This window comes from Pseudomonas indica NBRC 103045 (genome assembly GCF_002091635.1).
GTDB lineage: Bacteria > Pseudomonadota > Gammaproteobacteria > Pseudomonadales > Pseudomonadaceae > Pseudomonas_M > Pseudomonas_M indica.
On the sequence record NZ_BDAC01000023.1, the window covers coordinates 1 to 23,772 of the forward strand.

Genomic DNA, 23,772 nt, shown 5'->3' on the forward strand with positions numbered 1-23,772 from the left:
CCCTCGGGCCGGCTTTTTTATTGGTCGCTACCTTCGTTCAGACAGGCGCTGCGGTATCGATCGGTACGGCGGTCGGTGGCAGGGCCCCGATTTCCCGCTGGGTCTGTTCGACCCAGGCGAAGGCGCGGTCGTTGAGTTCGGCAATGGCACGTGGACCGGTGGACTCCGCATACAGCGCGGGGCCGATCACCACCTGGATGATGCCGGGGCGCTTGCTCCAGCCCTCTTTCGGCCAGAATTCGCCGGCGTTGTGGGCGATGGGCAGGACCGGCAGGTTGGCGTTGACGGCCAGTGCCGCCCCTCCCCGGGAAAACTTGCCGATCTGTCCGGCCGGTACACGGGTACCTTCGGGGAACACCAGTACCCAGGCGCCCTGTTCCAGCCTTTCGTGGCCCTGCTTGGCAAGTTGCTTGAGGGCTGCCTTGGGATTGCTGCGATCAATGGCGATGGGGCGCAGCAGCGCCATCGCCCAGCCGAAGAATGGGACGAACAGCAGTTCGCGTTTCAGCACCTGGCTCAGAGGCTCGAAGTAACCGGAGAGGAAGAAGGTTTCCCAGGTGCTCTGATGCTTCGCCAGGATCACGCAGGGGCGCTCGGGAATGTTCTCCAGCCCTTTTATTTCATAGCGGATGCCCACCATGACGCGGGCCAGCCAGACAGCCATGCGGCACCAAGCCTGGACGATGAAGCGGTAGCGTGCACGAAACGGCAGGAAGGGCCCGATCAGGACGCTGAGAATGCCCCAGAAAAAGGCGCTGGCAGAGAGCAGGAGGTAGAACAGGAAGGTCCTGATTCGCAGGGTGAAGCTCATCTATCGGTCCTTGAGCAAGTGGTCGACCACGGCGGCGAGGTCATCGAAGACCTGGGTACCCGGGGGCAGGTTGCTTTCCAGCGTGCGCAAGCCCTTGCCGGTCTTCACCAAGTAGGGCGTGCCGCCCAGCATAAGCCCGGCGTGCAGATCGCGGTGACTGTCTCCGACCACGGGTACGCCCTGGAGATCGGGAAGTTCGAAATGCTCGGCGATGGTACGGAACATGCCGGGCTTCGGTTTGCGGCATTCGCAGCCGTCCTTGGGCCCATGGGGGCAATGCACGATCAGATCGATACGCCCGCCCTGCTCCATCACCAGCTTCTGCATCTTCAGGTGCATGTCGGTGAGCATGGTCATATCGAACAGCCCGCGCGCCACGCCGGATTGGTTGGTGGCCACTGCTATCGTCCAGCCGGCCTTGGAAAGGCGCGCAATGGCTTCGATGGAACCGGGAATGGGAATCCACTCGTCCAGGTTCTTCACAAACTCATCGGAGTCCTGGTTGATGACTCCGTCACGGTCGAGAACGATCAGTTTCATACGTATTCGTGCAACGGGGCTCCAGATCTCGAAAGACCAGAGCCCGTGCTTTCAGCCCAGTAGCGAAATATCGGCAACGCCGAGGAACAACCCACGCAGACGCGCGAGCAACGCATAGCGGTTGGCCCGCACGGCGCTGTCTTCGGCGTTGACCAAGACTGCGTCGAAGAAGGCATCTACTGGCTCGCGCAGGCTCGCCAGGCGCTCCAGGGCCTCACGGTAGCAGCGTGCCGAGGCAAGCGGTGCCACGGCTTCGTCAGCCGCCGCCAGGGCCTGGGCCAGGACCTTCTCGGCGGGCTCCTGAAGCAGCGAGCCGTCGACATTCACCGGAACCTCGCCTTCGAACTTGGCCAGCAGGTTGGATACGCGTTTGTTGGCGGCGGCCAGGGTTTCAGCTTCCGGCAACTGACGGAACACCTGCACGGCCTGTACGCGCTGGTCGAAGTCCAGCGCGGAGCCGGGCTGCAGTGCACGCACCGAGAGGTAGGCGGCAACGTCGATGCCTTCGTCTTCGTAACGGGCACGCAGACGGTCGAAGACGAAGTCCTGGACCTGGGCCACCAGGCCGTCCGACTTGACCTTGTCGGCGTATTGCCGGGCGGCGAATTCGAGGGCGTCGGCCAGATTCAGGTCGAGCTGCTTCTCGATCAGGATGCGCAGTACGCCGAGGGCGGCACGGCGCAGGGCGTAAGGGTCCTTGCTGCCGGTGGGAAGCATGCCGATGCCGAAGATGCCGACCAGCGTATCCAGCTTGTCGGCAACCGCCACGGCAGCGCCTGTCAGCGTGGTCGGCAGTTCGGCGCCGGCGCCGCGTGGCATGTACTGCTCGTTCAGAGCGAGGGCAACATCTTCCGGCTCGCCGTCGTTGAGGGCGTAGTAGTAGCCGGCGATGCCCTGCATTTCGGGGAACTCGCCGACCATCTCGGTGGCCAGGTCGCACTTGGACAGCAGGCCGGCGCGGGCTGCGCGCTCGGCATCGCCGCCAACACGCTCGGCGATGAACGCGGCGAGTTTGGAGACCCGCTCGGCTTTCTCGAACACCGAGCCCAGCTGCGCCTGGAATACCACGTTGGCCAGACGCTGATTGAAGCTTTCCAGCTTCTGTTTCTTGTCCTGCTTGAAGAAAAACTCGGCGTCGGTGAGGCGCGGACGCACGACCTTCTCGTTGCCGGATACGATCTGAGCCGGGTCCTGGCTTTCGATGTTGGCCACGGTGATGAAGCGCGGCAGCAGCTTGCCCTTGGCATCCAGCAGGCAGAAGTACTTCTGGTTGTCCTGCATGGTGGAGATCAGCGCTTCCTGTGGTACTTCGAGGAAGCGTTCCTCGAAGGAGCAGACCAGCGGTACCGGCCATTCCACCAGGGCCGTCACTTCGTCCAACAGATCAGCCGGAACGATCGCACTGCCCTGCTGCGCGGCGGCCAGTTCGGCGACACGGCCAGAGATCAGCTCGCGGCGCTCGGCGAAATCGGCCAGTACATAGGCACCTCGCAGGTCTTCCAGATAGGTGGACGGACGCGAGATATGCACCTTGCCTGGACTGTGGAAACGATGGCCACGGGACTCGCGGCCGGCCTTCTGGGCGAGGATCTCGCACTCGACGACCTGATCGCCGAACAGCATCACCAGCCACTGGGTCGGACGAACGAACTCTTCCTTGCGTGCAGCCCAGCGCATGCGCTTGGGAATCGGCAGCTCGTTCAGTGAGGCCTCGACGATACCGGGCAATAGGCCGACGGCCGGCTGGCCGGGAATGGTCTGGCTGAATTTCAGCTTGGGTCCGCTCTTGTCGATCTGCTCCAGATCGACGCCGCATTTCTTGGCGAAACCGAGCGCAGCCTGGGTCGGGTTGCCGTTGGCGTCGAACGCGGCTTGCAGCGGCGGGCCGTCGACACTGTGGCTGCGGTCCGGTTGCTGGGTAGCCAGTTGCTCGATCAGCACGGCCAGTCGGCGCGGGGCAGCGAACACACGGGCTGACGCATAGGCCAGGCCGGCGCCCTTGAGGCCCTTCTCGATCCCGGCGAGGAAGGCGTCGCCGAGGGATTTCAGGGCTTTCGGCGGCAGCTCTTCGGTGCCCAGTTCGACGAGAAAATCTTGTGCACTCATTCCGCGGCCTCCTTCAGCTTGGCCATCACTTCTTCACGCAATTCGGGGGTGGCCATGGGGAAGCCGAGGCGGGCGCGCGCCTGCAGGTAGCTCTGCGCCACCGCGCGGGCCAGGGTGCGCACGCGCAGGATATAGCGCTGTCGCTCGGTCACCGAAATGGCACGGCGTGCATCCAGCAGGTTGAAGGTGTGGGAGGCCTTCAGCACCATTTCATAGGTCGGCAACGGCAGTTGCAGCTCGATCAGGCGGTTGGCTTCCGACTCGTAGAAATCGAACAGGCGGAACAGCTCCGGCACGTTGGCATGCTCGAAGTTGTAGGTGGACTGTTCCACTTCGTTCTGGTGGAACACGTCGCCGTAAGTAACGGTACCGAACGGGCCATCGGTCCAGATCAGGTCGTAGACCGAGTCGACGCCCTGCAGGTACATGGCCAGGCGTTCCAGGCCATAGGTGATCTCGCCGGTCACCGGATAGCACTCGATGCCGCCGACTTGCTGGAAGTAGGTGAACTGGGTGACTTCCATGCCGTTCAGCCAGATCTCCCAGCCCAGGCCCCAGGCGCCGAGCGTCGGCGATTCCCAGTTGTCTTCGACGAAGCGGATGTCATGGACCAGCGGGTCGATGCCGATGGCCTTCAGCGAGCCCAGGTACAGCTCCTGGAAGTTCTCCGGGTTCGGCTTGAGCACCACCTGGAACTGGTAATAGTGCTGCAGGCGGTTGGGGTTTTCGCCATAGCGGCCGTCGGCTGGGCGACGGGAAGGCTGCACGTAGGCGGCGTTCCAGATTTCCGGGCCGATGGCGCGGAGGAAAGTGGCGGTGTGGAAGGTACCGGCGCCTACTTCCATGTCGTAGGGCTGGAGCACCACGCAGCCCTGCTCGGCCCAATACTGCTGGAGGGCCAGGATCAGGTCTTGGAAGGTGCGCACGGCGGGCGTAGTCTGGCTCACGAATTTTCACCTGTGCTGGAGCTGGGAAGCGACGGGCGTATCCCAGCCGCTTCGTCGACGTCATAAAGCGCCGAAGTATACCCGATTAAACCTCGCCTCTACCGCATGGAAAGCCTTATGCCACGCTGCTTCTGGTGTACCGATGATCCTCTCTACATGGCCTATCACGACGAGGAATGGGGCGTGCCGCAACGCGACCCCGGCAAGTTGTTCGAGTTGCTCCTGCTGGAGGGCTTCCAGGCTGGACTGTCCTGGATCACTGTGCTGAAGAAGCGCGAGCGCTATCGTGAAGTCCTGTTCGGTTTCGATCCCGCCCGTCTGGCCGCGATGAGCGATGCCGAGATCGAGGAGCGGATGCAGGACCCCGGCATCATCCGCAACCGCCTGAAACTCAATGCCGCACGGCAGAACGCCCGGGCCTGGCTGGAACTGGAAGACCCGGTCGAGCTGCTCTGGTCCTTCGTCGGTGGTGAGCCGAAGATCAACCGTTTCCGCGACCGCTCCGAAGTGCCAGCGGTGACGCCCGAAGCCGAGGCCATGAGCAAGGCATTGAAGAAAAAGGGATTTACCTTCGTCGGCCCGACCATCTGCTACGCCTACATGCAGGCGGCCGGCATGGTGATGGACCATACCCAGGATTGCGATCGCTACGCGGCACTCGGGTAGGGAGCGCGACCGGAAGCCCGTTCAGGTCGCGGACGATCCGTTACAATGGCCGCCTTTTTTCGACATCTTCCGGGAGTTCGCTGTGGAGAAGTTCAAGGGCGCGCTGGTCGTGGGTTTTCTGCGCCTCTTCGCGCTGTTGCCCTGGCGCGTGGTGCAGGCGGTCGGTGCGGCGCTCGGCTGGCTGATGTGGCGCCTGCCGAACCGGTCACGCGAGGTTGCGCGCATCAACTTGGAAAAATGCTTTCCGGAGCTGGAAAAATCCGCCTTGGAAGACCTGTTGCGCCGCAGCCTGATGGATATCGGCCGGACGCTCACCGAAAGCGCCTGCGCCTGGATCTGGCCAGCGGAAAAGTCCCTGCGCCTGGTGCGCGACGTGGAGGGGCTCGAAGTCCTGCATTCCGCGTTGGCGTCCGGCAAGGGCGTGGTCGGCATCACTAGCCACCTGGGTAATTGGGAAGTGCTGAATCACTTCTATTGCTCGCAGTGCAAACCCATCATCTTCTACCGCCCGCCGAAGCTGAAGGCGGTGGACGAATTGCTGCAGAAGCAGCGCGTGCAGATGGGTAACCGGGTCGCCCCTTCCACCAAGGAAGGCATCCTCAGCGTCATCAAGGAAGTCCGCAAGGGCGGCGCCGTGGGCATTCCCGCCGATCCGGAACCGAGCCGGTCCAGCGGTGTGTTCGTGCCCTTCTGCGCCATCCAGGCGCTGACCAGCAAATTCGTGCCCGGCATGCTTGCGGGGGGCAAGGCGGTTGGTGTGTTCCTCCATGCTGTTCGTCTGCCGGACGGCTCGGGCTATAAGGTGATCCTCGAAGCCGCGCCGGAAGCGATGTACAGCGACGACACCGAAACCGCCGTGGCGGCCATGAGCGGCGTGATCGAAAAGTACGTGCGGGCCTATCCGAGCCAGTACATGTGGACGATGAAACGTTTCAAGAAACGCCCGGACGGCGAGAAAAAGTGGTACTGAGGGCCGGCCAACCCAGGGTTGGCTAGCCTGCGCCGTGTAATTGAGGTATTAACCGCTAACTTCCACGGATGGCAGCCCAGCCATGGCCAACCAGCGACAGTTCCCCCGTACACCGATGAAATGCCGCATCAAGATCAGCCACCCGAGCTTCGGCGAGCTGATCGCCCAGACTCGTGACCTGTCGGACGGCGGTGTCTACGTCCGACACCCCGAACTCGCTGCGCTGGAACCCGGCAGCCAGGTCACCGGCCAGGTGCAGGACCTGCCCATCGAAGCACCGATCCTGCAGATGGAAGTGATGCGGGTCGACGCCGAGGGTGCCGGCCTGCGCTTTCTCGGTGCCGATGAGTCTCACTGAGCTTCGTTCACCGCGCTGAGAAAACAGCGTGTGCGATCTTCCCGGGGGTTGCCGAAAAGCTCCGCCGGTGTGCCCTGCTCATGAATGCGGCCCTGATGAAAAAAGCAGATACGATCGGCGAATTCGCGCGCGAAGCCCATCTGGTGGGTGACCATCAGCATGGTCAGGCTGTGCTCGGCACCGAGTCGGCGGATCACGCTGAGCACTTCGCCGCATAACTCCGGGTCGAGCGCCGAGGTCACTTCGTCGAACAGCATTACTTTGGGTCGCATCGCCAGCGCGCGGGCAATGGCCACGCGCTGTTGCTGGCCACCGGAGAGCTGCGAGGGGTAATGATCGTGCTTTTCGCCGAGGCCGACCATGTCCAGCAGCTCGCATGCCCGCTCGCGGGCTTCCTTCCTGTCCAGGCCGAGCACCTGCACTGGCGCTTCCATCACGTTCTGCAAGGCGCTCATGTGCGGAAAGAGGTTGAAGCTCTGGAACACCATGCCGATCTTCCCGCGTACCTTCCGCTGGTGGCGTGCGTTGGCGCGCACCAGGCGGCCGTCCCGGGCAGGCATGTGGGTGAGGGGTTCGTCATCGACGGTAATGATGCCTTCATCGATGTCCTCGAGGGTCATCAGGGCTCGCAGCAGGGTCGACTTGCCCGAGCCGCTGGGCCCGATGATGGCGACCTTTTCCCCGGCTTCCACGTCCAGGTTGAGGTTGTTCAGCACGGTCAGGTTGCCGTAGCGCTTGGTGACGTCGGTGAAGCGGACGATGGGTTGTGGCATGGCTTTCTCCCTCAACGGTCAGCAAGGTGCAGGGAAGTCGGATTCATCGGGGGGCCAGCTCCAGGCGCCCTTCCAGCCGACGTACGAACCAGGCGAGGCCGAGGCTGAGAATCAGGAAGAACAGGCCGACCATGGTGATCGGTTCCAGATAGCGGAAGCTCTCCGAACCGATGTTCTTGGCCTGTTGCATGATCTCCACCACCGTGATGGCAGACAGCACCGGCGTGTCTTTCAGCATCGCTACCAGGTAGTTGCCCAGTGCCGGCAGGATCGGGCGCAGGGCCTGCGGCAGGATGATGTCGCGGTATGCGGTCAGTGGCGCCATGTTCAAGGCGGTCACGGCTTCCCACTGGCCGCGCGGTACGGCATCCAGCCCGGCACGATAGACCTCGGCGGTATAGCAGGCGTAATGCAGGGCGATACCGAGGATGCCCGCCTGCATCGCAGTGAGGTTGAGGCCGTAGTTGGGAAAGACGTAGAACAGGAAATACACCTGGATCAGCAGCGGTGTGCTGCGGATGAACTCGATCAACCCCGCGACCGGCCAGGACAGCCACAGGTGGCGGCTGCGTCGGCCGATGGCCAGCAGCAGGCCGGCCGCGACGGCAATGGCGAAACCGAGCAGGGTGATCGTCAGGGTATTCAGGGAAGCACGCAGCAGGTCGGGCAGGATATGCCAGGCGAAGGACCAGTCGAACAGGTTCATGACAGGCCCCCTTGCATCCGGCCGCGGCTCAGGCGGCGTTCCAGCATGCGCATGCCGAGGTTGATGACCTGCGCCAGGAGGAAATACAGCAGCAGCGTCAGGGCGAAGATTTCCAGGGTCATGAAGGTCGCCTGGTCCAGTTGTCGGGCACGGAACGCCAGGTCGGACAGGGTGATGAGCGATACCAGCGAAGTATTTTTCAGCAGCTCGATGAGCAGATTGGTGCCGGGAGGAATGGCCGCCAGCAGCGCCTGCGGCAGGACGATCCGGTAGAAGCGCTTGAACGGGCTCATGTTCAACGCCTGGCAGGCCTCGTACTGCCCCTTGGCCACCGAGCGGATGGCGCCCCGCATGACTTCTGCCCCGTAGGCGCCGATGTGCAGGCCCAGGCCGAGGATGGCCACGGCGAAGGCACTCATCTCAATATTGAATGGCGGCATCGGCAGAACGAAGTAGAGCCAGAACAGTTGCACCAGCAGGGACGTGCCGCGGAACACCTCGATGTAGGTGATCGCCAGCCAGCGTAACGCGGGGACCGACGAAAGCCGGCCGAGTGCGGCGACGATGGCCGATACGATGGCCAGCAGCGAACCCCAGAACGTTACCTGGACCGTCATCCAGGCGCCTTGCAGCAGAAGGGGAATCAATTCATTCATAACGCGTACCGATCAGGGCATGGCGAGCCGCAGGGAAAGCGCCCGCGAGGGGCGCCGGTGCTTCACTGCCCGCACAGCTCGGCGGCGGTCTTGTCGGTGAGGTTGGAGCGGTCGAAGCCGAATGGCTCGACGGTTTTCAGGTGCTCCTCGCTGCCGAGCCATTTCTTCAGCTCTTCGTTGACCGCGTCGCGAAGTGCCTTGTCCTCCGGGCGGAACGCCAGGGCGCCATAGCCGGTATGGGCCGGGTCGTCCTTGAACTCGGCGATGGCCTCCACCTTGTCGCCGCCCTTCTGGGCCAAGCCCTTCATGGTCAGCTGAGTGCCCACGGCGGCATCGGCGCGACCGCTGCGCACCGCTTGCAACTGGGCGGTGGTATCCGGCACCTGGAGGATCTGCTCGTCCTTGATACCTGCCTCCCGGGCGTAGCCGAGGTTCACCGTGCCGGACATGATCGCCAGCTTCACGTCGGGGTTGCCTGCGATATCCGCGTAGCTGCCGAGCTTCTTCGGGTTGCCCTTGGCGACCAACAGGGTATCCGGCAACTGATAGTGCGGATCGGTGAACACCACCTGTTTGCAGCGTTCGGGAGTGATGTACATGCCGGCGGCGATCAGGTCGAAACGTCCGGCGCGCAGGCCGGGAATCAGCGAGCCCCATTCGGTCAGTACCGGCTCGACGGTCTTGATGCCCATGCGCTCGAACACCTTACGCACGATCTCCGGCGATTCGCCGGTCACACTGCCGTCGAGCGCGGTGTAGGCGAATGGCGTTTCGTTGGCATAGCCGATGCGGACGCTGCTGGTTTCCTTGACCTTCGCCAGGGTATCGGCCTGCGCCAGGCAGCCGGCGAAGGCAATGCCGAGCGCGCCGAGGGCGACAGTCAGGCGACGGTAGGTGGTGGGAATGACGCGGCTCATCGTGAATCTCCTGTTTTATTGTGGGCCCGCCAAAGGGCGGAACGCTGTGTTAGGAGGCAGAGTGAAAGAGCGCTGGGCGGGGATTTTGTTCTCGTTTCGTCATTGGGATTTCCCGACCCTGGGCCGAGCATACAAAAGCGGGTTTCGTCGTGGTATTGCACTAGGACAATTGAAGGAGGCCCCGGGACGCGGGATGCTGTGCGCCAGTCAAGCCACTACGGGGTGCGAGGATGCAACGCTGGAAGGAGGCCCTGTCCGCCACGCGTTATGGCGAATCGAAATACAAGCGCCTGGTGCAGGCCATCGTCACCGACATCGAAGAGGGTGTCCTCAGCGATGGCCAGCGCCTGCCGCCACAGCGCCAGGTGGCCGATTCCCTGGGCATCAGCGTGCAGACGGTGACCAATGCCTACAAGGAGTTGGAGCGCCAGGGGCATGTGCGCTGCGAGGTGGGCCGCGGCAGCTTCGTGTCCCGGCGGACCAGCGAGAAGGTCGCCAGCTCCATGCTCGATCACAACGAGCGGGCCCTGCTGGACTTTTCCATCGCCCGGATCGTCCACACTGCGGATCATGATCGCCTCTGGCAGCGCACCTGCCTGGAACTGGCCGGCGAAGCCAACCAGCCCTGGATTCGTGCGTTCCGCCCGATCGCTGGTTTCGAAACGCATCGCGAGGCCGGGGTGCGCTGGCTGCGCCGCCTCGGGCTGGAGGTGGACAGCCAGGACCTGCTGCTTACCAATGGTGCGGCCCACGGTATCTTCCTGGCCCTCGCCTCCCTGGCCGGGCCCGACGACGTGGTGCTTTGCGAGGGATTGTCGGACCACGGCGTGATCGGCAGCTCCCAGGTACTCGGCTTCACCCTCAAAGGGCTGGAAATGGACCGCCATGGCCTCGACCCGGAACACTTCGAGGACATGTGCGGCAACGAGCGGATCACCGCGTTGGTTTGCACGCCGAACCTGAACAATCCCACCAGTTGCGTAATGCCGGATGCACGCCGCCGGGAGATCGCCGAAATCGCCCGGCGCTACGGCGTCCACGTGATCGAAGACGACGTCTACGGCCCATTGCTGGCCGGTCAACAGGAGGTCCGGCCGATCAGCCATTACCTGCCCGAATTGTCGTTCTACAGCACCAGCATGACCAAGTCGGTGATGGCCGGGCTGCGCATCGGTTACCTGGCCATGCCCAAGCGGCTGGCCCTGCGCACCGAAAGCATCCTGCGGGTGAACAGTTGGATGGCCACGCCGCTGCTCGGCGAGATCGCGACACGCTGGATCGATAGCGGCGACGCCGAGGCGTTGGTGAAGCGGCAACGCGTCCTGCTGGCCAATCGTCAGGCAGCGGTCGAGAAGGAGCTGGGCGACCATCTGCTCGGTAACCATCCCTATTCGCTGAACGCCTGGTTGCGCGTACCGGAACATTGGGAAACCGACAGCCTGCTGCGTGAACTGCGCCATCGGCACGTTGCCCTGACCTTGCCCGATCCGTTCATCCCACCCGGCATGCCCCGGCCACGGGCGGTGCGCCTGTGCGTCGGGGCCGAATGCAGCGAAGCGCAGGTGTACAAGGGGCTGCGGAGCGTGCGCGAGGTGTTCGGGCAGTATCCGAAAATCCACGATTTCTGATAGGCGACCGGCTCCGAACGGTTCGCCCCTCGCCCGGAAAAATAGCGTCCTAGTACATTCGGCGGTGGGAAAACCGCCTCTTACACTCGGCCCCCATCTATCCTTCGATGGGACTCGGTTCAGATGGCCGCCATTCCACTCGACGCGCTCCATGCCGCCCGCCAGCGCATCCAGGGCCTGGTACGGCAGACGCCTCTCGATCTCTCCCCCAGCCTCAGCCGCCGGCTGGGCGTTCCGGTGTGGCTCAAGCTGGAATCGCAACAGATCACCGGCAGCTTCAAGCTGCGTGGTGCGACCAATGCCCTCGCCCAACTGAGCGACGAAGAGAAGTGGCGTGGGGTCGTCACCGCATCCACCGGCAACCATGGCCGGGCCCTGGCCCACGCGGCGAGCCAGCTGGGGGTGAAGGCCGTCGTCTGCCTGTCGGACCTGGTGCCGGCGAACAAGGTCGAGGCGATTCGCAGCCTGGGTGCCGAGGTGCGCATCGTCGGGCACAGCCAGGACGACGCCCAGGCAGAAGCCGAGCGGATCGCCCGCGACCAGGGGGCGATCTTCCTGCCCCCCTTCGATCATCCGGCGATCATTGCCGGTCAGGGCACCCTCGGTCTGGAAATCCTCGATCAATGCCCGGATGTCCGCGACGTGCTGGTGCCGCTTTCCGGCGGCGGTCTGTTCGCCGGCATCGGGTTGGCGCTCAAAGGTATCGATCCGGACATCCGCCTGCACGGCGTCAGCATGCGCCGTGGCGCAGCCATGTACGCCAGCCTCCAGGCCGGTCATCCCGTCGAGGTCGAGGAATTGCCGACGCTGGCGGATTCCCTCGGCGGTGGTATCGGCCTGGACAATCGCCACACTTTCGCCCTCACCCGAGAACTCTGCGACCGGGTGCACCTGCTCGACGAGCCTTTGATCGCCGCCGGGATTCGCCATGCCTACCGCGAGGAACGCCAAGTGCTGGAGGGTGCGGCGGCGGTGGGTATCGCGGCCCTGCTCGAGGGCGTGGTCGAACCGCGTGGCCCAACGGTGGTTGTGGTGAGTGGGCGCAATGTGGATATCGAACAGCACCTGCGGGTGCTCAACGGCGCGGATCGTTGATGCGCGTCCGTCCCTCGGAACCCTGCGGGAGGCTCTATGGCTGACACCGTTCTGCTCAGTGAAAACGATCTGCGTGCCTGTGTGGCGCTCGACCTGGAAAGCCTTGCGGCGGTGGAAAACGCCTTCCGTCTGCTCGCCACGGCAGCCGTGGCGATGCCGCCGGTCCTGCGCCTGGACATTCCCGAGCACAACGGCGAAGTGGACGTGAAGACTGCCTACCTGCCCGGCGTGCCGCGGTTCGCCATCAAGGTCAGCCCGGGCTTTTTCGACAATCCGAAACGCGGCCTGCCCAGCCTGAACGGCATGATGATGCTGCTCAGCGCCCACACCGGCCTGCTCGACGCGCTGCTGCTCGACAACGGCTACCTGACCGCCGTGCGTACTGCGGCGGCCGGGGCGGTGGCGGCGAGCTGGCTGGCACGGGAAGACGCCGCCGAGGTGGCGATCATCGGTGCCGGCGAGCAAGCCCGGCTGCAATTGCAGGCCTTGCGGCTGGTGCGGCCGCTGCGCAGGGTTCGTGTCTGGGCTAGGGATGCCGTCAAGGCGCGGGGCTTCGCCGATTGGGCCGAAAGCGCGCTGGATCTGTCGGCGACCGCCTGCGATAGCGTCGACGATGCTTTGGCCAATGCCGATATCGCCGTGACCGCCACCCCCAGCAGCGAGCCGCTGATACAGCCCCATCACCTGCGGCCGGGCCTGCACATCACCGCCATGGGTTCGGACGCCGAGCACAAGAACGAGATCGCCCCCGCCGTCCTGGGCGCTGTCGACCGCTACGTCGCCGACCGCCTGAGCCAGACCCGCGTGCTTGGCGAACTGCACCACGCCCTGGTTGCGGGAACCGTCGCCGATCTTTCCACCTGCATCGAACTGGGCCAGGTGATCGCCGGGCAACGGCCAGGCCGTACCGATGCCGGTCAGATCACCCTGTGCGACCTGACCGGCACCGGCGCCCAGGACACCGCCATCGCCAACTTCGCTTTCGAGCGGGCGCGAGCGGCGGGCAAGGGCTTCGTCTTTTCCAGCTGAACCACATTCACCTCGCGAGGGCACCGCATCATGTCCGAGATCGTCGTCAACCTCCCCTTTTCCCGAGAGGAATATGCCCAACGCCTGATCAAGGTGCGCACGGCCATGCAGGCCCGCGGTATCGAACTGCTGATCGTCACCGATCCGTCGAACATGGCCTGGCTGACCGGCTACGACGGCTGGTCGTTCTATGTCCACCAGTGCGTGCTGCTGGCGCTGGACGGCGAGCCGGTCTGGTTCGGTCGCGGGCAGGATGCCAATGGCGCGCGCCGCACGGTGTTCATGGAGCCGGCCAATATCGTTGGCTATCCCGACCACTACGTGCAGTCCACGGAGCGGCATCCGATGGACTACCTCGCGCACGAAGTGATCGCCGCGCGGGGCTGGGATGGCCTGGCCTTGGGCGTGGAAATGGACAACTACTATTTCAGTGCCGCCGCCTACCGTTCCCTGCAGCAGCACCTGCCAGGCGCACGCTTCGTCGATGCCACCGGGCTGGTCAACTGGCAGCGGGCGGTGAAGTCGAGCCAGGAAATCGCCTACATGCGCGTAGCCGCGCGCATCGTCGAGAAGATGCATGCGGCGATCTACGAGCGGATCGAGCCGGGGCTGCGCAAGAACGAACTGGTGGCCGAGATCTACCGCGTCGGCACCCTCGGTGCCGATGGATACGGCGGCGACTATCCGGCCATCGTGCCGCTGCTGCCGACCGGCGCGGACGCCAGCGCGCCGCACCTGACCTGGGACGACAGCCAGTTCCAGCCGGGCGCCGGTACCTTCTTCGAGATCGCCGGCTGCTACAAGCGCTACCACTGCCCGCTGTCGCGCACCATCTATCTGGGCAAACCGCCGCAGCACTTCCTCGATGCCGAGAAAGCCGTGGTGGAGGGCATCGCCGCCGGCCTGGATGCGGCCAAGCCCGGCAACACCACGGGTGACATCGCCCGCGCCTTCTTCGGCGTACTGCAGAAGTTCGGCATCCACAAGGACAGCCGTTGCGGCTATCCGATCGGTATCAGTTACCCGCCGGACTGGGGCGAGCGCACCATGAGCCTGCGCCCGAGCGACGACAGCGTGCTGCAGCCGGGCATGACCTTCCACTTCATGCCGGGCCTGTGGATGGACGACTGGGGCCTGGAAATCACCGAAAGCATCCTGATCACCGAGACCGGTGTGGACACCTTCTGCCAGGTACCGCGCCAACTGTTCGTGAAGGACTGAAGATGAGAGAACTGCGCGACAACCCCATCAGCCCCACGGTCGATTTCGATCGCGACGGCGTGCAGCACGGCTTCCTCAAACTGCCCTACTCCCGCGACGACTCGGCCTGGGGCGCGGTGATGATTCCGCTGACGGTGGTGAAGACCGGCACCGGCCCCACCGCTTTGCTCACGGGCGGCAACCATGGCGACGAATACGAGGGACCGCTGGCGCTGAGCAAGTTGGCCCAAGGGCTGGATGTCGATGCGGTGAGCGGACGGGTCATCATCGTGCCGTTCATGAACGCGCCGGCGGTGCGGGCCGGCACGCGCACCTCACCCATCGACAAGGGCAACCTCAACCGCAGCTTTCCCGGCAAGCCGGACGGCACGGTGACGGAAAAGATCGCCGACTACTTCCAGCGCTATTTGCTGCCCATGGCGGATGTGGTGCTGGACATCCACTCCGGTGGCAAGACGCTGGACTTCCTGCCGTTCGCCGCCTGCCACGTATTGCCGGACAAGGCCCAGCAGGCCCGCTGCGAAGCCGGCATGCGGGCGTTCTCCGCGCCCTACTGCATGCGCATGCTGGAGCTGGATGCCGTGGGCATGTACGACTGCGCCGCCGAAGAGCAAGGCAAGGTGTTCGTGACCACCGAACTCGGCGGCGGCGGTTCCAGCACGGCGAAAAGCCTGGCCATCGCCGAACGCGGTGTGCGCAACGTGCTGATCCACTTCGGCTTGCTGCGTGGCGAGGTCGATACGGCCAAGTCGGTGATGCTGGACATGCCGGATGGCGACTGCTTCGTTGCCAGCGAAGACGACGGTCTGCTGGAGATGTGCCGCGATCTTGGCGACAGCGTGATCAAAGGCGAGGTCGTCGCCCGTGTGTACAGCCTCGGGCGCACCGGCGTTCCGGCTGCGGAATACCGCGCGCAGCGCAGTGGCCTGCTGGCTGCCCGACATTTTCCGGGGCTGGTGAAGAGCGGCGATACCCTGGCGGTGATCGCCGATATCGTTGGCTGAGCGCCAGGAATGAAACCGTGCACAAGCTCGATCGCTACGACCTGAAGATCCTGCGCATCCTCGCCGAGGAAGGGCGGACCACCAAATCCGCCTTGGCCGAGGCGATCAATCTTTCGGTCACGCCGGCCTGGGAGCGTGTGCGCAAGCTGGAAGCGGCCGGTCTGATCAAGGGCTATCGCGCGCAGATCGACTGGGGAGCGCTGTTCAAGAGCCAGCAGGTGCTGGTGGAAATCACCCTGGCCCGGCATACCGCCCAGGACATGCGCCGTTTCGAAGAGCGGCTGGCGTCCGCGCCGGAGATCGCCTTCTGCTACGCCACCGGCGGCGGCGTGGATTACCTGGCGATGGTCCGCGCGCGCGACATCGATCATTACCAGCGCTTCATCGACCAGCTTTTGCTGGAAGACCTCGGCATCGAGCGCTACTTCACCTATATCGTCACCAAAACCATCAAGACAGACGAAGGCAGCGTGCCGGCGGAACTGATCGCCGACCAGTAACCTATCCCAGGAGTCAGGAAATAGTTAGAATGCGCGCCGCACGCAGCCATCCCGGTTGCGGCAATGGGTTCCCTCACCCCATGACTCAAAAAGGATGCGCTCCATGCACACGCTTTCCCCTTCGCACCGACGCGGCACCCTGGCCGGGCTGATCGCTTTCCACATCGTCATCATCATTGCCAGCAACTACCTGGTGCAGTTGCCGATGACCCTGTTCGGCTGGCAAACCACCTGGGGCGCGTTCAGCTTCCCGTTCATCTTCCTCGCCACCGATCTCACCGTACGCCTGTTGGGCAAGGCCCCGGCGCGGCAGGTCATCGCCCGGGTCATGCTGCCGGCGCTGCTGGCATCCTATGTCGTCTCGGTGCTTTTCCAGGACGGTGCCTTTCAGGGCGCCGCGTCGCTGGGCGAATTCAACAGCTTCGTCGGCCGGATTTCCCTGGCCAGCTTCCTGGCCTACGTACTGGGACAGGTGCTCGACATCCAGGTCTTTGATCGGCTCCGTCGCCTGCGCCAGTGGTGGATCGCCCCGGCGGCTTCCACCGTGCTGGGCAATTTGCTGGATACCTTCGCGTTTTTCTCCGTGGCCTTCTGGCATAGCAGCAACCCTTTCATGGCCGAGCATTGGGTGGAAATCGCCACCGTGGACTACGGCGTCAAGCTGAGCGTCAGCCTGCTGCTGTTCGTGCCGCTCTACGGGATGCTGCTGAACGGCCTGATGCGCCTGTTGCCGCAACGGCCAGCGCTGGCCTGAGCGGCGCGCATAGAAAAAAGCGGCGAGCAGGCCCGGCACAACAGAAAGAACTGCGGTCATGGCCGCCCGCTAAGGAAAAAAGCGCAGGGCGATTCTCCCTAGGATGGTTCCACGCCATCCGGCCGGAGAATCGCCATGCCCCTGACTCATCCCCTGCTGTTCAAATCGCTCTGCTACGTCGATGGCCAATGGGTCCACAGCGGCAGCGGTGCCAGCATCGCCGTGCAGAACCCGGCGACCCGCGAGACCATCGGCCATGTGCCGATGCTCGAACAGGCGCAGATCGTTGCCGCCATCGACGCGGCCGAACGCGCTTTCCCCCGCTGGCGCGACGAGCGTCTGGATATCCGTGCCGGGCTGTTGCGCCGCTGGGCCGAGTTGATCCTCGAACACGAAGAAGACCTGGCGCGCATTCTCAGCGAGGAGCAGGGCAAGCCGCTGCGTGAGGCGCGGGGCGAGATTCGCTACGCCGCGAGCTTCATTCCCTGGTTCGCCGAGGAAGCGCGCCGCCTTTACGGCCAGAACATCCCCAGCCACATCCCCGGTGCACATTTGGGGACCGTGAAGGAGCCGGTGGGGGTCTGTGCCCTGCTTACACCGTGGAATTTCCCCAGCGCGATGATCACCCGCAAGGCCGCTGCGGCGCTGGCCGCCGGCTGCACGGTGGTGGTCAAACCCGCCCACGAAACGCCCTATTCGGCCTTCGCCCTGGCCCAACTCGCCGAGGAGGCGGGTTTTCCCGCGGGTGTCTTCAATGTGGTGCTCGGCGAGCCGCAGATGGCCATGGAAACCCTGGTCGGCGATACCCGCGTCCGCGCGGTGAGCTTCACCGGTTCGACGCGGGTGGGGAAACTCGTGCTCCAGGCCGCCGCCTACGACGTGAAGAAAGTAGCGCTGGAGCTGGGTGGTAACGCGCCGTTCATCGTCTGCGCCGATGCCGATCTCGATCATGCTGTCCAGGTGGCGGTGGAAGCCAAGTTCCAGACTTCCGGGCAGGACTGCTGTGCGGCGAACCGCATCCTGGTGGAGCGCCCCGTCTACGAAGCCTTCCTGCAGCGCTTCGCCAAGGCGGTGCGGGCACTGCGTGTCGGCCCCGGGCTGGACGAGCGCAGCCAGATCGGCCCGTTGATGCACCAGGCGGCCGTCGATGCCACTGCCGCTCGTGTGCGCGATGCCCTCGACAAAGGGGCGCGGCTGCTGGCCGGCGGTGAACCCCATGGCCTGGGCGGCTGGTTCTGGCAGCCGACGTTATTGGCTGACGTCACGCCGGACATGCGCATTTATCGCGAGGAAAACTTTGCACCCATCGCCGGCGTGCTGCCGTTCGACAGCCTGGACCAGGCCGTGACCCTGGCCAACGACACCGAGTACGGCCTGGCTGCCTATGTCTGCTCGAATCGGCTGGATGTCACCTGGACGCTGCTGCGCCGGCTGGCCTTCGCCATGATCGCGGTGAACGGCACCCAATTCACCGGCCACCCGATCCCTTTCGGGGGGATGAAGGCATCCGGACTGGGCCGCGAAGGCGGCAGCGAAGGCTTCGAGCCCTTCGTCGAGACCAAGTATTTCTGCCTGCACCACCAGGGGCAGCGCTACTGAACCCCATCAGCCGACAGGCATACCACCGGGCCGAGGCCCGCCGAGGAGATCGCCATGGATAATCTGCAAACCCTGTTCGAGCAGGACCGCGCCCACTTCATGCACCCGTCCACCCACGCCCATGACCATGCCTCCGGCGCACTGCCGGGGCGGATCATTACCGGGGCGTCCGGGGTGCGCATCCGCGACCACCAGGGTCGCGAATATCTCGATGCCTTCGCCGGCCTGTACTGCGTGAACATCGGCTACGGTCGTACCGAGGTGGCCGAGGCGATCTATGAGCAGGCCAGGCAGTTGGCGTATTACCACACCTATGTGGGCCATTCGACCGAGGCGATCATCGAGCTGTCCAGCCGCATTATCGACTGGGCGCCGCAAGGCATGAAGAAGGTCTATTACGGCCTCTCCGGCTCGGATGCCAACGAAACCCAGATCAAACTGGTGCGCTACTACAACAACGTCCTCGGCCGTCCGCAGAAGAAGAAGATCATCTCGCGTCAGCGCGGCTATCACGGTTCGGGGATCATGACCGGCAGCCTGACCGGCCTTCCCAGCTTCCACCAGCATTTCGACCTGCCGGCCCCGGACATCAAGCACGCCGCCTGCCCGCACTTCTACAAGGCGCCGGCCGGCCTGGACGAGGCCGCCTTCGTCCGTTACTGCGCCGAGGACCTGGAAAAGCTAATCCTTGCCGAGGGACCGGATACCGTCGCCGCTTTCATTGGCGAACCCGTGATGGGCACCGGCGGCATCATCGTTCCGCCCAAGGGCTACTGGGAGGCGATTCAGGCGGTGCTGGCCAAGTACGACATCCTGCTGATCGCCGACGAAGTGGTCTGCGCCTTCGGCCGTCTCGGCGACAAGATGGGCAGCCAGCGCTACGGCATGCGCCCGGACCTGATCACCACCGCCAAGGGCCTGACCAGCGCCTATGCACCGCTGTCGGCGGTCATCGTCGGGGAGAAGGTCTGGAGCGTGATCGAAAAGGCTTCCGAAACCCAGGGCGCCATGGGCCACGGCTGGACCTACTCGGGCCACCCGATCTGCGCCGCCGCGGCCCTGGCCAATCTGGACATCCTGGAGAAGGAAAACATCACGGCCAATGCCGCCGACGTGGGCAGCTATCTCAACCGCCAGCTCCGGCAGACATTCGAAGGTCACCCCCTGGTGGGAGAAGTGCGCGGTGATGGCATGCTCGCGGCGATCGAGTTCATGGCCGACAAAGCGGCGCGGACACCGTTCGATCCGGCGTTGAAGGTCGGTCCGAAGGTCTCGGCCGAATGCCTGTCGCGCGGCATGATCGCCCGCGCCATGCCCCATGGCGACATCCTCGGCTTCGCCCCGCCGCTGGTGCTGACCAAGGCCGAGGCGGATGAAATCGTCGATATCGCCAAGGCGGCGGTGGATGCGGTGGCGCAACAGGTACTCTGAGCCGAGGGAGGGCGCGAATGATTTCGCGCCCGCCAAGCACAGGCCTGGCTACGGCTTGCTGCGCTTCTCCAGCTTGCGCAGGAACACGGTCATTTCCTTCTCCGCCTGCTTGTCGCCGTGGCCGCGGGCGGCCTCCAGGCCCTTCTCCCAGGCCTGACGGGCGCCGTCCGGGTCGGCCTGGGCGTCGAGCGCCTTGCCGAGCAGCTTCCAGGCGGCCGAGTAGTTCGGATCGAACTCGACGCAACGCCGCAGATGTTTGGCGGCCCGCGCCGGTTCGCCGGCGTCCAGATAGCCCTTGCCCAGGCCGAAGCGCAGCAGGGCGTTGTCCACGCCCTTGGTCAGCATCTTTTCCAGGGATTCGATCATCGGAAGATCCTTCGAGAGCTGTCAGCGGCAAGCATCGAGCGTGCCGCTAGAAGAATGTCAGTCCCACCTGGAACAACCGTTCGACGTCGCGGATGTGTTTCTTGTCCACCAGGAACAGGATTACGTGGTCGCCGGATTCGATCACGGTGTCGTCGTGGGCGATCAGCACTTCCTCGTCGCGGATGATCGCGCCGATGGTGGTGCCCGGCGGCAGGGCGATGTCCTCGATGGCACGACCGATGACCTTGCTCGACTTGGCGTCGCCGTGGGCGATGGCTTCGATAGCCTCGGCCGCGCCCCGGCGCAGCGAGTGCACGCTGACGATGTCGCCGCGCCGCACGTGGGTCAGCAGGGTGCCGATGGTGGCCAACTGCGGGCTGATGGCGATATCAATCTCGCCGCCCTGTACCAGGTCGACGTAGGCCGGGTTGTTGATGATGGTCATCACCTTCCGCGCGCCGAGACGCTTGGCCAGCAGCGAGGACATGATGTTGGCCTCGTCGTCGTTAGTCAGGGCGAGGAAGATGTCGGCGTCGTTGATGTTCTCTTCGACCAGCAGATCCTTGTCCGACGCGCTGCCCTGCAGAACGATGGTGCTGTCCAGGGCCTCCGAGAGGTAACGGCAGCGGGCCGGGTTCATCTCGATGATCTTTACTTGGTAGCGGCTCTCGATGGCCTCGGCCAGGCGCTCGCCGATGTGCCCGCCGCCGGCGATCACCACCCGCTTGTAGCTGTCCTCGAGGCGGCGCATCTCGCTCATCACCGCGCGGATGTGGCCCTTGGCGGCGATGAAGAACACCTCGTCGTCGGCCTCGATCACCGTGTCGCCCTGCGGCAGGATCGGCCGGTTGCGGCGGAAGATCGCGGCCACGCGGGTGTCCACGTTGGGCATGTGCTGGCGCAACTGGCGCAATTCCTGGCCGACCAGCGGACCGCCGTAGTAGGCGCGCACCGCCACCAACTGCGCCTTGCCTTCGGCGAAGTCGATCACCTGCAGGGCACCGGGGTATTCGATCAGGCGCTTGATGTAGTTGGTCACCACCTGTTCCGGGCTGATCAGCACATCCACCGGAATGGCTTCGTTGTCGAACAGGCCGGTACGGGTCAGGTAGGCGGCCTCACGGACCCGGGCGATCTTGGTCGGGGTATGGAACAGGGTGTAGCCGACCTGGCAGGCGACCATGTTCACTTCGTCGCTGTTGGTCACCGCGATGAGCATGTCGGCGTCGTCGGCGCCGGCCTGGCGCAGTACGGTCGGAAAGGAGCCTTTGCCTTGCACGGTGCGGATGTCGAGGCGGTCGCCGAGGTCGCGCAGGCGGTCGCCATCGGTGTCCACCACGGTGATGTCGTTGGCCTCGCTGGCCAGATGCTCGGCAAGGGTTCCGCCGACCTGGCCGGCGCCGAGGATGATGATCTTCATCGGTTCCTTTCCTCAGCCGCGGGATGACGCGGCGATCTTGATCAGTTTTGCGTAATAGAAGCCATCATGCCCGTTTTCCTGGGCCAGCAACTGGCGCCCGTGGGGCTGCTTGAGACCGAAGGTACCGGCGACGTCCAGCTCCCGCGCACCGGGCGTACGGGCAAGGAAGGCCTCGATGACCTCGGTGTTCTCGGTCGGCAAGGTGGAGCAGGTGGCGTAGAGCAGCACACCGCCGACCTCCAGCGTAGGCCAGAGCGCATCGAGCAGTTCGCCCTGGAGCATGGCCAGGGCCGGGATGTCGTCGGCCTGGCGGGTCAGCTTGATGTCAGGGTGGCGCCGGATCACGCCGGTGGCCGAACAGGGTGCGTCCAGAAGGATGCGCTGGAACGGCTTGCCGTCCCACCACGTGGCGGTATCGCGCGCATCGGCAGCGATCAGGCGAGCGTCGAGGCCAAGCCGCCCGAGGTTCTCCCGCACGCGTTCGAGCCGCTTGGCTTCCAAGTCGATACCCACCACTTCGGTAAGCTTCGGCTCCGCCTCCAACAGGTGGCAGGTCTTGCCGCCCGGTGCGCAGCAGGCGTCCAGCACGCGCTGGCCGGGGGCCAGTTCGAGCAGGTCGGCGGCCAGTTGGGCAGCTTCGTCCTGCACGCTGACGTGGCCCTCGGCGAAGCCCGGCAGGGTCGTGACATCGCGCGGCTCGTCGAGAACGATGCCGTCGCGGCTGAAGGCGCAGGCGTGGGCGGGAATCCCGGCGGACTGCAACTCCGCCAGGTAATCCTCGCGGCTGCCGTGGCGGCGATTGATCCGCAGGATCAGTGGCGGATGGGCGTTGTTTGCCGCGCAGACCGCCTCCCAATGCTCGGGCCAGTGGGCTTTCAAGGATTTCTGCAACCAGCGCGGATGCGCGGTGCGAACCACCGGATCGCGTTCCAGCCCGGCCAGCAGGGTTTCGCCTTCGCGCTGCACGCGGCGCAACACGGCGTTGAGCAGGCCCTTGGCCCAGCTTTTCTTCAACGCGTCGGCACAGCCCACGGTCTCGCCGATGGCGGCGTGGGCGGGGATACGGGTGTAGAGCAATTGGTAGAGGCCGATCAGCAGCAGTGCTTCGACATCCTTGTCGGCGGCCTTGAACGGCTTCTGTAGCAACTGTTCGGCCAGCGCCGCGAGGCGCGGCTGCCAGCGGGCGGCGCCGTAGGCGAGATCCTGGGTGAGGCTGCGGTCGCGTGGCTCGACCTTGTCCAGTTGCGCCGGCAGGCTGCTGCCCAGCGATGCCTTGCCGGACAGCACGGCGGCCAGGGCGCGGGCGGCGGCCAGACGGGGGTTGGGACTCATGCGCCCAGCACCTGGCCCGGGGCGAACTGTTCGCGGCGGCTGTTGAACAGATCGGCGAAGGCCAGCGGCTTGCCGCCGGGGAGTTGCAGGCGGGTCAGACGCAGGGCGCCTTCGCCGCAGGCGACGGTCAGGCCATCCTTGCTGGCGGCGAGGATGGTACCGGGGGCACCTCGGCCTTCGCCTGGGGCCGCAGCCAACACCTTCAGCGTTTCGCCGTTCAGGGTGGTGTGACAGACCGGCCAGGGCATGAAGGCACGGATGCGGCGCTCCAGCTCGACGGCCGGGCGGCTCCAGTCGAGACGGGCTTCGTCCTTGTTCAGCTTGTGCGCGTAGGTGGCCAGGGCATCGTCTTGCACCTCGCCCACCAGCGTGCCGGCGGCCAGGGCATCGACAGCTTCGGTCACGGCTTTCGAACCCAGGGCGGCGAGGCGGTCGTGCAGGCTGCCGCCGGTGTCGCCGGTTTCGATGGGGGTGCTCGCCTTGAGCAGCATCGGGCCGGTGTCCAGGCCGGCTTCCATGCGCATCACGGTGACCCCGCTTTCCGCATCGCCGGCTTCCACGGCGCGCTGGATCGGCGCCGCGCCACGCCAGCGCGGCAGCAGCGAGGCATGGCTGTTGATGCAGCCGAGGGGGGGAATATCCAGCACCGCCTGGGGCAGGATCAGGCCGTAGGCCACCACCACCATCAGGTCCGGCTGCAAGGCGGCCAGTTCGGCCTGGGCATCCGGGTCGCGCAGGGTCTTCGGCTGGAGGACGGGAATGTCGTGCTGAACGGCGAGCTGCTTGACCGGACTCGGCATCAGCTTCTGTCCGCGACCGGCGGGGCGGTCGGGCTGGGTATAGACGGCGACGATCCGGTGCGGGGTGTCGAGGAGGGCCTTGAGATGTTCGGCGGCAAATTCCGGGGTGCCGGCGAAGACGATGCGCAGGGGCTGGGTCATGG

At 64.9% G+C, this 23,772-nt stretch carries 24 protein-coding genes; 12 read left to right on the forward strand and 12 right to left on the reverse strand.

What is annotated here, in order from left to right; all coding sequences use genetic code 11:
- Positions 1-37 precede the first annotated feature (37 nt).
- Genes PIN01S_RS21600 through glyQ form a run of 4 tightly spaced genes read right to left on the reverse strand, consistent with a single transcriptional unit; the run spans position 38 to position 4,404 of the window.
- Positions 38-811: a lysophospholipid acyltransferase family protein gene (locus PIN01S_RS21600; RefSeq protein WP_084338864.1), complete on the reverse strand. Its 774-nt coding sequence runs from the start codon at positions 809-811 to the stop codon at positions 38-40.
- Complete coding sequence (gene gmhB / locus PIN01S_RS21605) at positions 812-1,351, reverse strand: D-glycero-beta-D-manno-heptose 1,7-bisphosphate 7-phosphatase (protein WP_084338866.1); 540 nt, start codon at positions 1,349-1,351, stop codon at positions 812-814.
- Positions 1,352-1,402: 51 nt separating this feature from the next.
- Entirely contained in the window at positions 1,403-3,457 is a 2,055-nt protein-coding gene (gene glyS, locus PIN01S_RS21610; RefSeq protein WP_084338868.1) for a glycine--tRNA ligase subunit beta, read from the reverse strand.
- Positions 3,454-4,404: a glycine--tRNA ligase subunit alpha gene (glyQ, locus tag PIN01S_RS21615; protein ID WP_084338870.1), complete on the reverse strand. Its 951-nt coding sequence runs from the start codon at positions 4,402-4,404 to the stop codon at positions 3,454-3,456. Before glyQ ends, glyS begins: the two co-directional genes overlap by 4 nt.
- Before the next feature lie 117 nt (positions 4,405-4,521).
- Between glyQ and PIN01S_RS21620 the strand changes: the two genes are divergently transcribed.
- The 3 genes from PIN01S_RS21620 to PIN01S_RS21630 all read left to right on the forward strand — a co-directional run bounded on the left by PIN01S_RS21620 (position 4,522) and on the right by PIN01S_RS21630 (position 6,398).
- Positions 4,522-5,070, forward strand: coding sequence for a DNA-3-methyladenine glycosylase I (locus tag PIN01S_RS21620; RefSeq protein WP_084338872.1), 549 nt, complete (start codon positions 4,522-4,524; stop codon positions 5,068-5,070).
- Positions 5,071-5,152: 82 nt separating this feature from the next.
- Positions 5,153-6,040 carry a lysophospholipid acyltransferase gene (locus tag PIN01S_RS21625; protein WP_084338874.1) on the forward strand — a complete coding sequence of 296 codons (888 nt, stop codon included), beginning with the start codon at positions 5,153-5,155 and terminating at the stop codon, positions 6,038-6,040.
- Positions 6,041-6,122: 82 nt separating this feature from the next.
- Complete coding sequence (locus PIN01S_RS21630; RefSeq protein ID WP_084338876.1) at positions 6,123-6,398, forward strand: PilZ domain-containing protein; 276 nt, start codon at positions 6,123-6,125, stop codon at positions 6,396-6,398.
- Here the strand turns inward: PIN01S_RS21630 and ehuA are convergent.
- From ehuA to ehuB, 4 genes are all read right to left on the reverse strand, one after another.
- Positions 6,392-7,171 (reverse strand): ectoine/hydroxyectoine ABC transporter ATP-binding protein EhuA, encoded by a 780-nt coding sequence (gene ehuA, locus PIN01S_RS21635; RefSeq protein ID WP_084338878.1) that lies wholly within the window; start codon positions 7,169-7,171, stop codon positions 6,392-6,394. The genes PIN01S_RS21630 and ehuA overlap by 7 nt on opposite strands.
- Before the next feature lie 43 nt (positions 7,172-7,214).
- Positions 7,215-7,877, reverse strand: coding sequence for an ectoine/hydroxyectoine ABC transporter permease subunit EhuD (ehuD, locus tag PIN01S_RS21640; RefSeq protein ID WP_084338880.1), 663 nt, complete (start codon positions 7,875-7,877; stop codon positions 7,215-7,217).
- The gene (gene ehuC, locus PIN01S_RS21645; protein WP_084338882.1) at positions 7,874-8,533 is read right to left on the reverse strand and encodes an ectoine/hydroxyectoine ABC transporter permease subunit EhuC; all 660 of its coding nucleotides are present in this window, start codon (positions 8,531-8,533) and stop codon (positions 7,874-7,876) included. Before ehuC ends, ehuD begins: the two co-directional genes overlap by 4 nt.
- 62 nt (positions 8,534-8,595) lie before the next feature.
- On the reverse strand, positions 8,596-9,450 hold the full coding sequence (gene ehuB, locus PIN01S_RS21650) for an ectoine/hydroxyectoine ABC transporter substrate-binding protein EhuB (protein WP_084338884.1): 855 nt from the start codon (positions 9,448-9,450) through the stop codon (positions 8,596-8,598).
- 230 nt (positions 9,451-9,680) lie between these two features.
- Here ehuB and ehuR point away from each other — a divergent pair, with 230 nt between their 5' ends.
- The 9 genes from ehuR to PIN01S_RS21695 all read left to right on the forward strand — a co-directional run bounded on the left by ehuR (position 9,681) and on the right by PIN01S_RS21695 (position 19,711).
- Complete coding sequence (gene ehuR / locus PIN01S_RS21655; RefSeq protein ID WP_084338886.1) at positions 9,681-11,078, forward strand: MocR-like ectoine utilization transcription factor EhuR; 1,398 nt, start codon at positions 9,681-9,683, stop codon at positions 11,076-11,078.
- A gap of 123 nt (positions 11,079-11,201) precedes the next feature.
- A complete protein-coding gene (eutB, locus tag PIN01S_RS21660) occupies positions 11,202-12,173 on the forward strand; it encodes a hydroxyectoine utilization dehydratase EutB (RefSeq protein WP_084338888.1) in 972 nt (323 codons plus the stop codon).
- A gap of 36 nt (positions 12,174-12,209) precedes the next feature.
- A complete protein-coding gene (locus PIN01S_RS21665; protein WP_084338890.1) occupies positions 12,210-13,202 on the forward strand; it encodes a cyclodeaminase in 993 nt (330 codons plus the stop codon).
- A gap of 30 nt (positions 13,203-13,232) precedes the next feature.
- Positions 13,233-14,423: an ectoine hydrolase DoeA gene (gene doeA / locus PIN01S_RS21670; protein WP_084338892.1), complete on the forward strand. Its 1,191-nt coding sequence runs from the start codon at positions 13,233-13,235 to the stop codon at positions 14,421-14,423.
- 2 nt (positions 14,424-14,425) lie between these two features.
- Positions 14,426-15,427, forward strand: coding sequence for a N(2)-acetyl-L-2,4-diaminobutanoate deacetylase DoeB (gene doeB / locus PIN01S_RS21675; protein ID WP_084338894.1), 1,002 nt, complete (start codon positions 14,426-14,428; stop codon positions 15,425-15,427).
- 17 nt (positions 15,428-15,444) lie between these two features.
- A complete protein-coding gene (locus PIN01S_RS21680) occupies positions 15,445-15,927 on the forward strand; it encodes an Lrp/AsnC family transcriptional regulator (RefSeq protein ID WP_084338896.1) in 483 nt (160 codons plus the stop codon).
- A 103-nt stretch (positions 15,928-16,030) separates the two neighbouring features.
- The gene (locus PIN01S_RS21685; RefSeq protein ID WP_084338898.1) at positions 16,031-16,681 is read left to right on the forward strand and encodes a 7-cyano-7-deazaguanine/7-aminomethyl-7-deazaguanine transporter; all 651 of its coding nucleotides are present in this window, start codon (positions 16,031-16,033) and stop codon (positions 16,679-16,681) included.
- Positions 16,682-16,816: 135 nt separating this feature from the next.
- On the forward strand, positions 16,817-18,280 hold the full coding sequence (locus PIN01S_RS21690) for an NAD-dependent succinate-semialdehyde dehydrogenase (RefSeq protein WP_084338900.1): 1,464 nt from the start codon (positions 16,817-16,819) through the stop codon (positions 18,278-18,280).
- A gap of 54 nt (positions 18,281-18,334) precedes the next feature.
- Positions 18,335-19,711: an aspartate aminotransferase family protein gene (locus tag PIN01S_RS21695; RefSeq protein ID WP_084338902.1), complete on the forward strand. Its 1,377-nt coding sequence runs from the start codon at positions 18,335-18,337 to the stop codon at positions 19,709-19,711.
- A gap of 48 nt (positions 19,712-19,759) precedes the next feature.
- On the opposite strand, the gene PIN01S_RS21700 is transcribed toward PIN01S_RS21695, so the two are convergent.
- From PIN01S_RS21700 to fmt, 4 genes are read right to left on the reverse strand one after another with little or no spacing between them, the layout of a single operon-like run.
- Positions 19,760-20,077 carry a tetratricopeptide repeat protein gene (locus tag PIN01S_RS21700; protein ID WP_084338904.1) on the reverse strand — a complete coding sequence of 106 codons (318 nt, stop codon included), beginning with the start codon at positions 20,075-20,077 and terminating at the stop codon, positions 19,760-19,762.
- Positions 20,078-20,123: 46 nt separating this feature from the next.
- Positions 20,124-21,497: a Trk system potassium transporter TrkA gene (gene trkA, locus PIN01S_RS21705; protein WP_084338906.1), complete on the reverse strand. Its 1,374-nt coding sequence runs from the start codon at positions 21,495-21,497 to the stop codon at positions 20,124-20,126.
- Between the two features lie 12 nt (positions 21,498-21,509).
- Positions 21,510-22,829 carry a 16S rRNA (cytosine(967)-C(5))-methyltransferase RsmB gene (rsmB, locus tag PIN01S_RS21710; RefSeq protein WP_084338908.1) on the reverse strand — a complete coding sequence of 440 codons (1,320 nt, stop codon included), beginning with the start codon at positions 22,827-22,829 and terminating at the stop codon, positions 21,510-21,512.
- On the reverse strand, positions 22,826-23,770 hold the full coding sequence (gene fmt / locus PIN01S_RS21715; protein WP_084338910.1) for a methionyl-tRNA formyltransferase: 945 nt from the start codon (positions 23,768-23,770) through the stop codon (positions 22,826-22,828). Before fmt ends, rsmB begins: the two co-directional genes overlap by 4 nt.
- Positions 23,771-23,772: the final 2 nt, after the last annotated feature.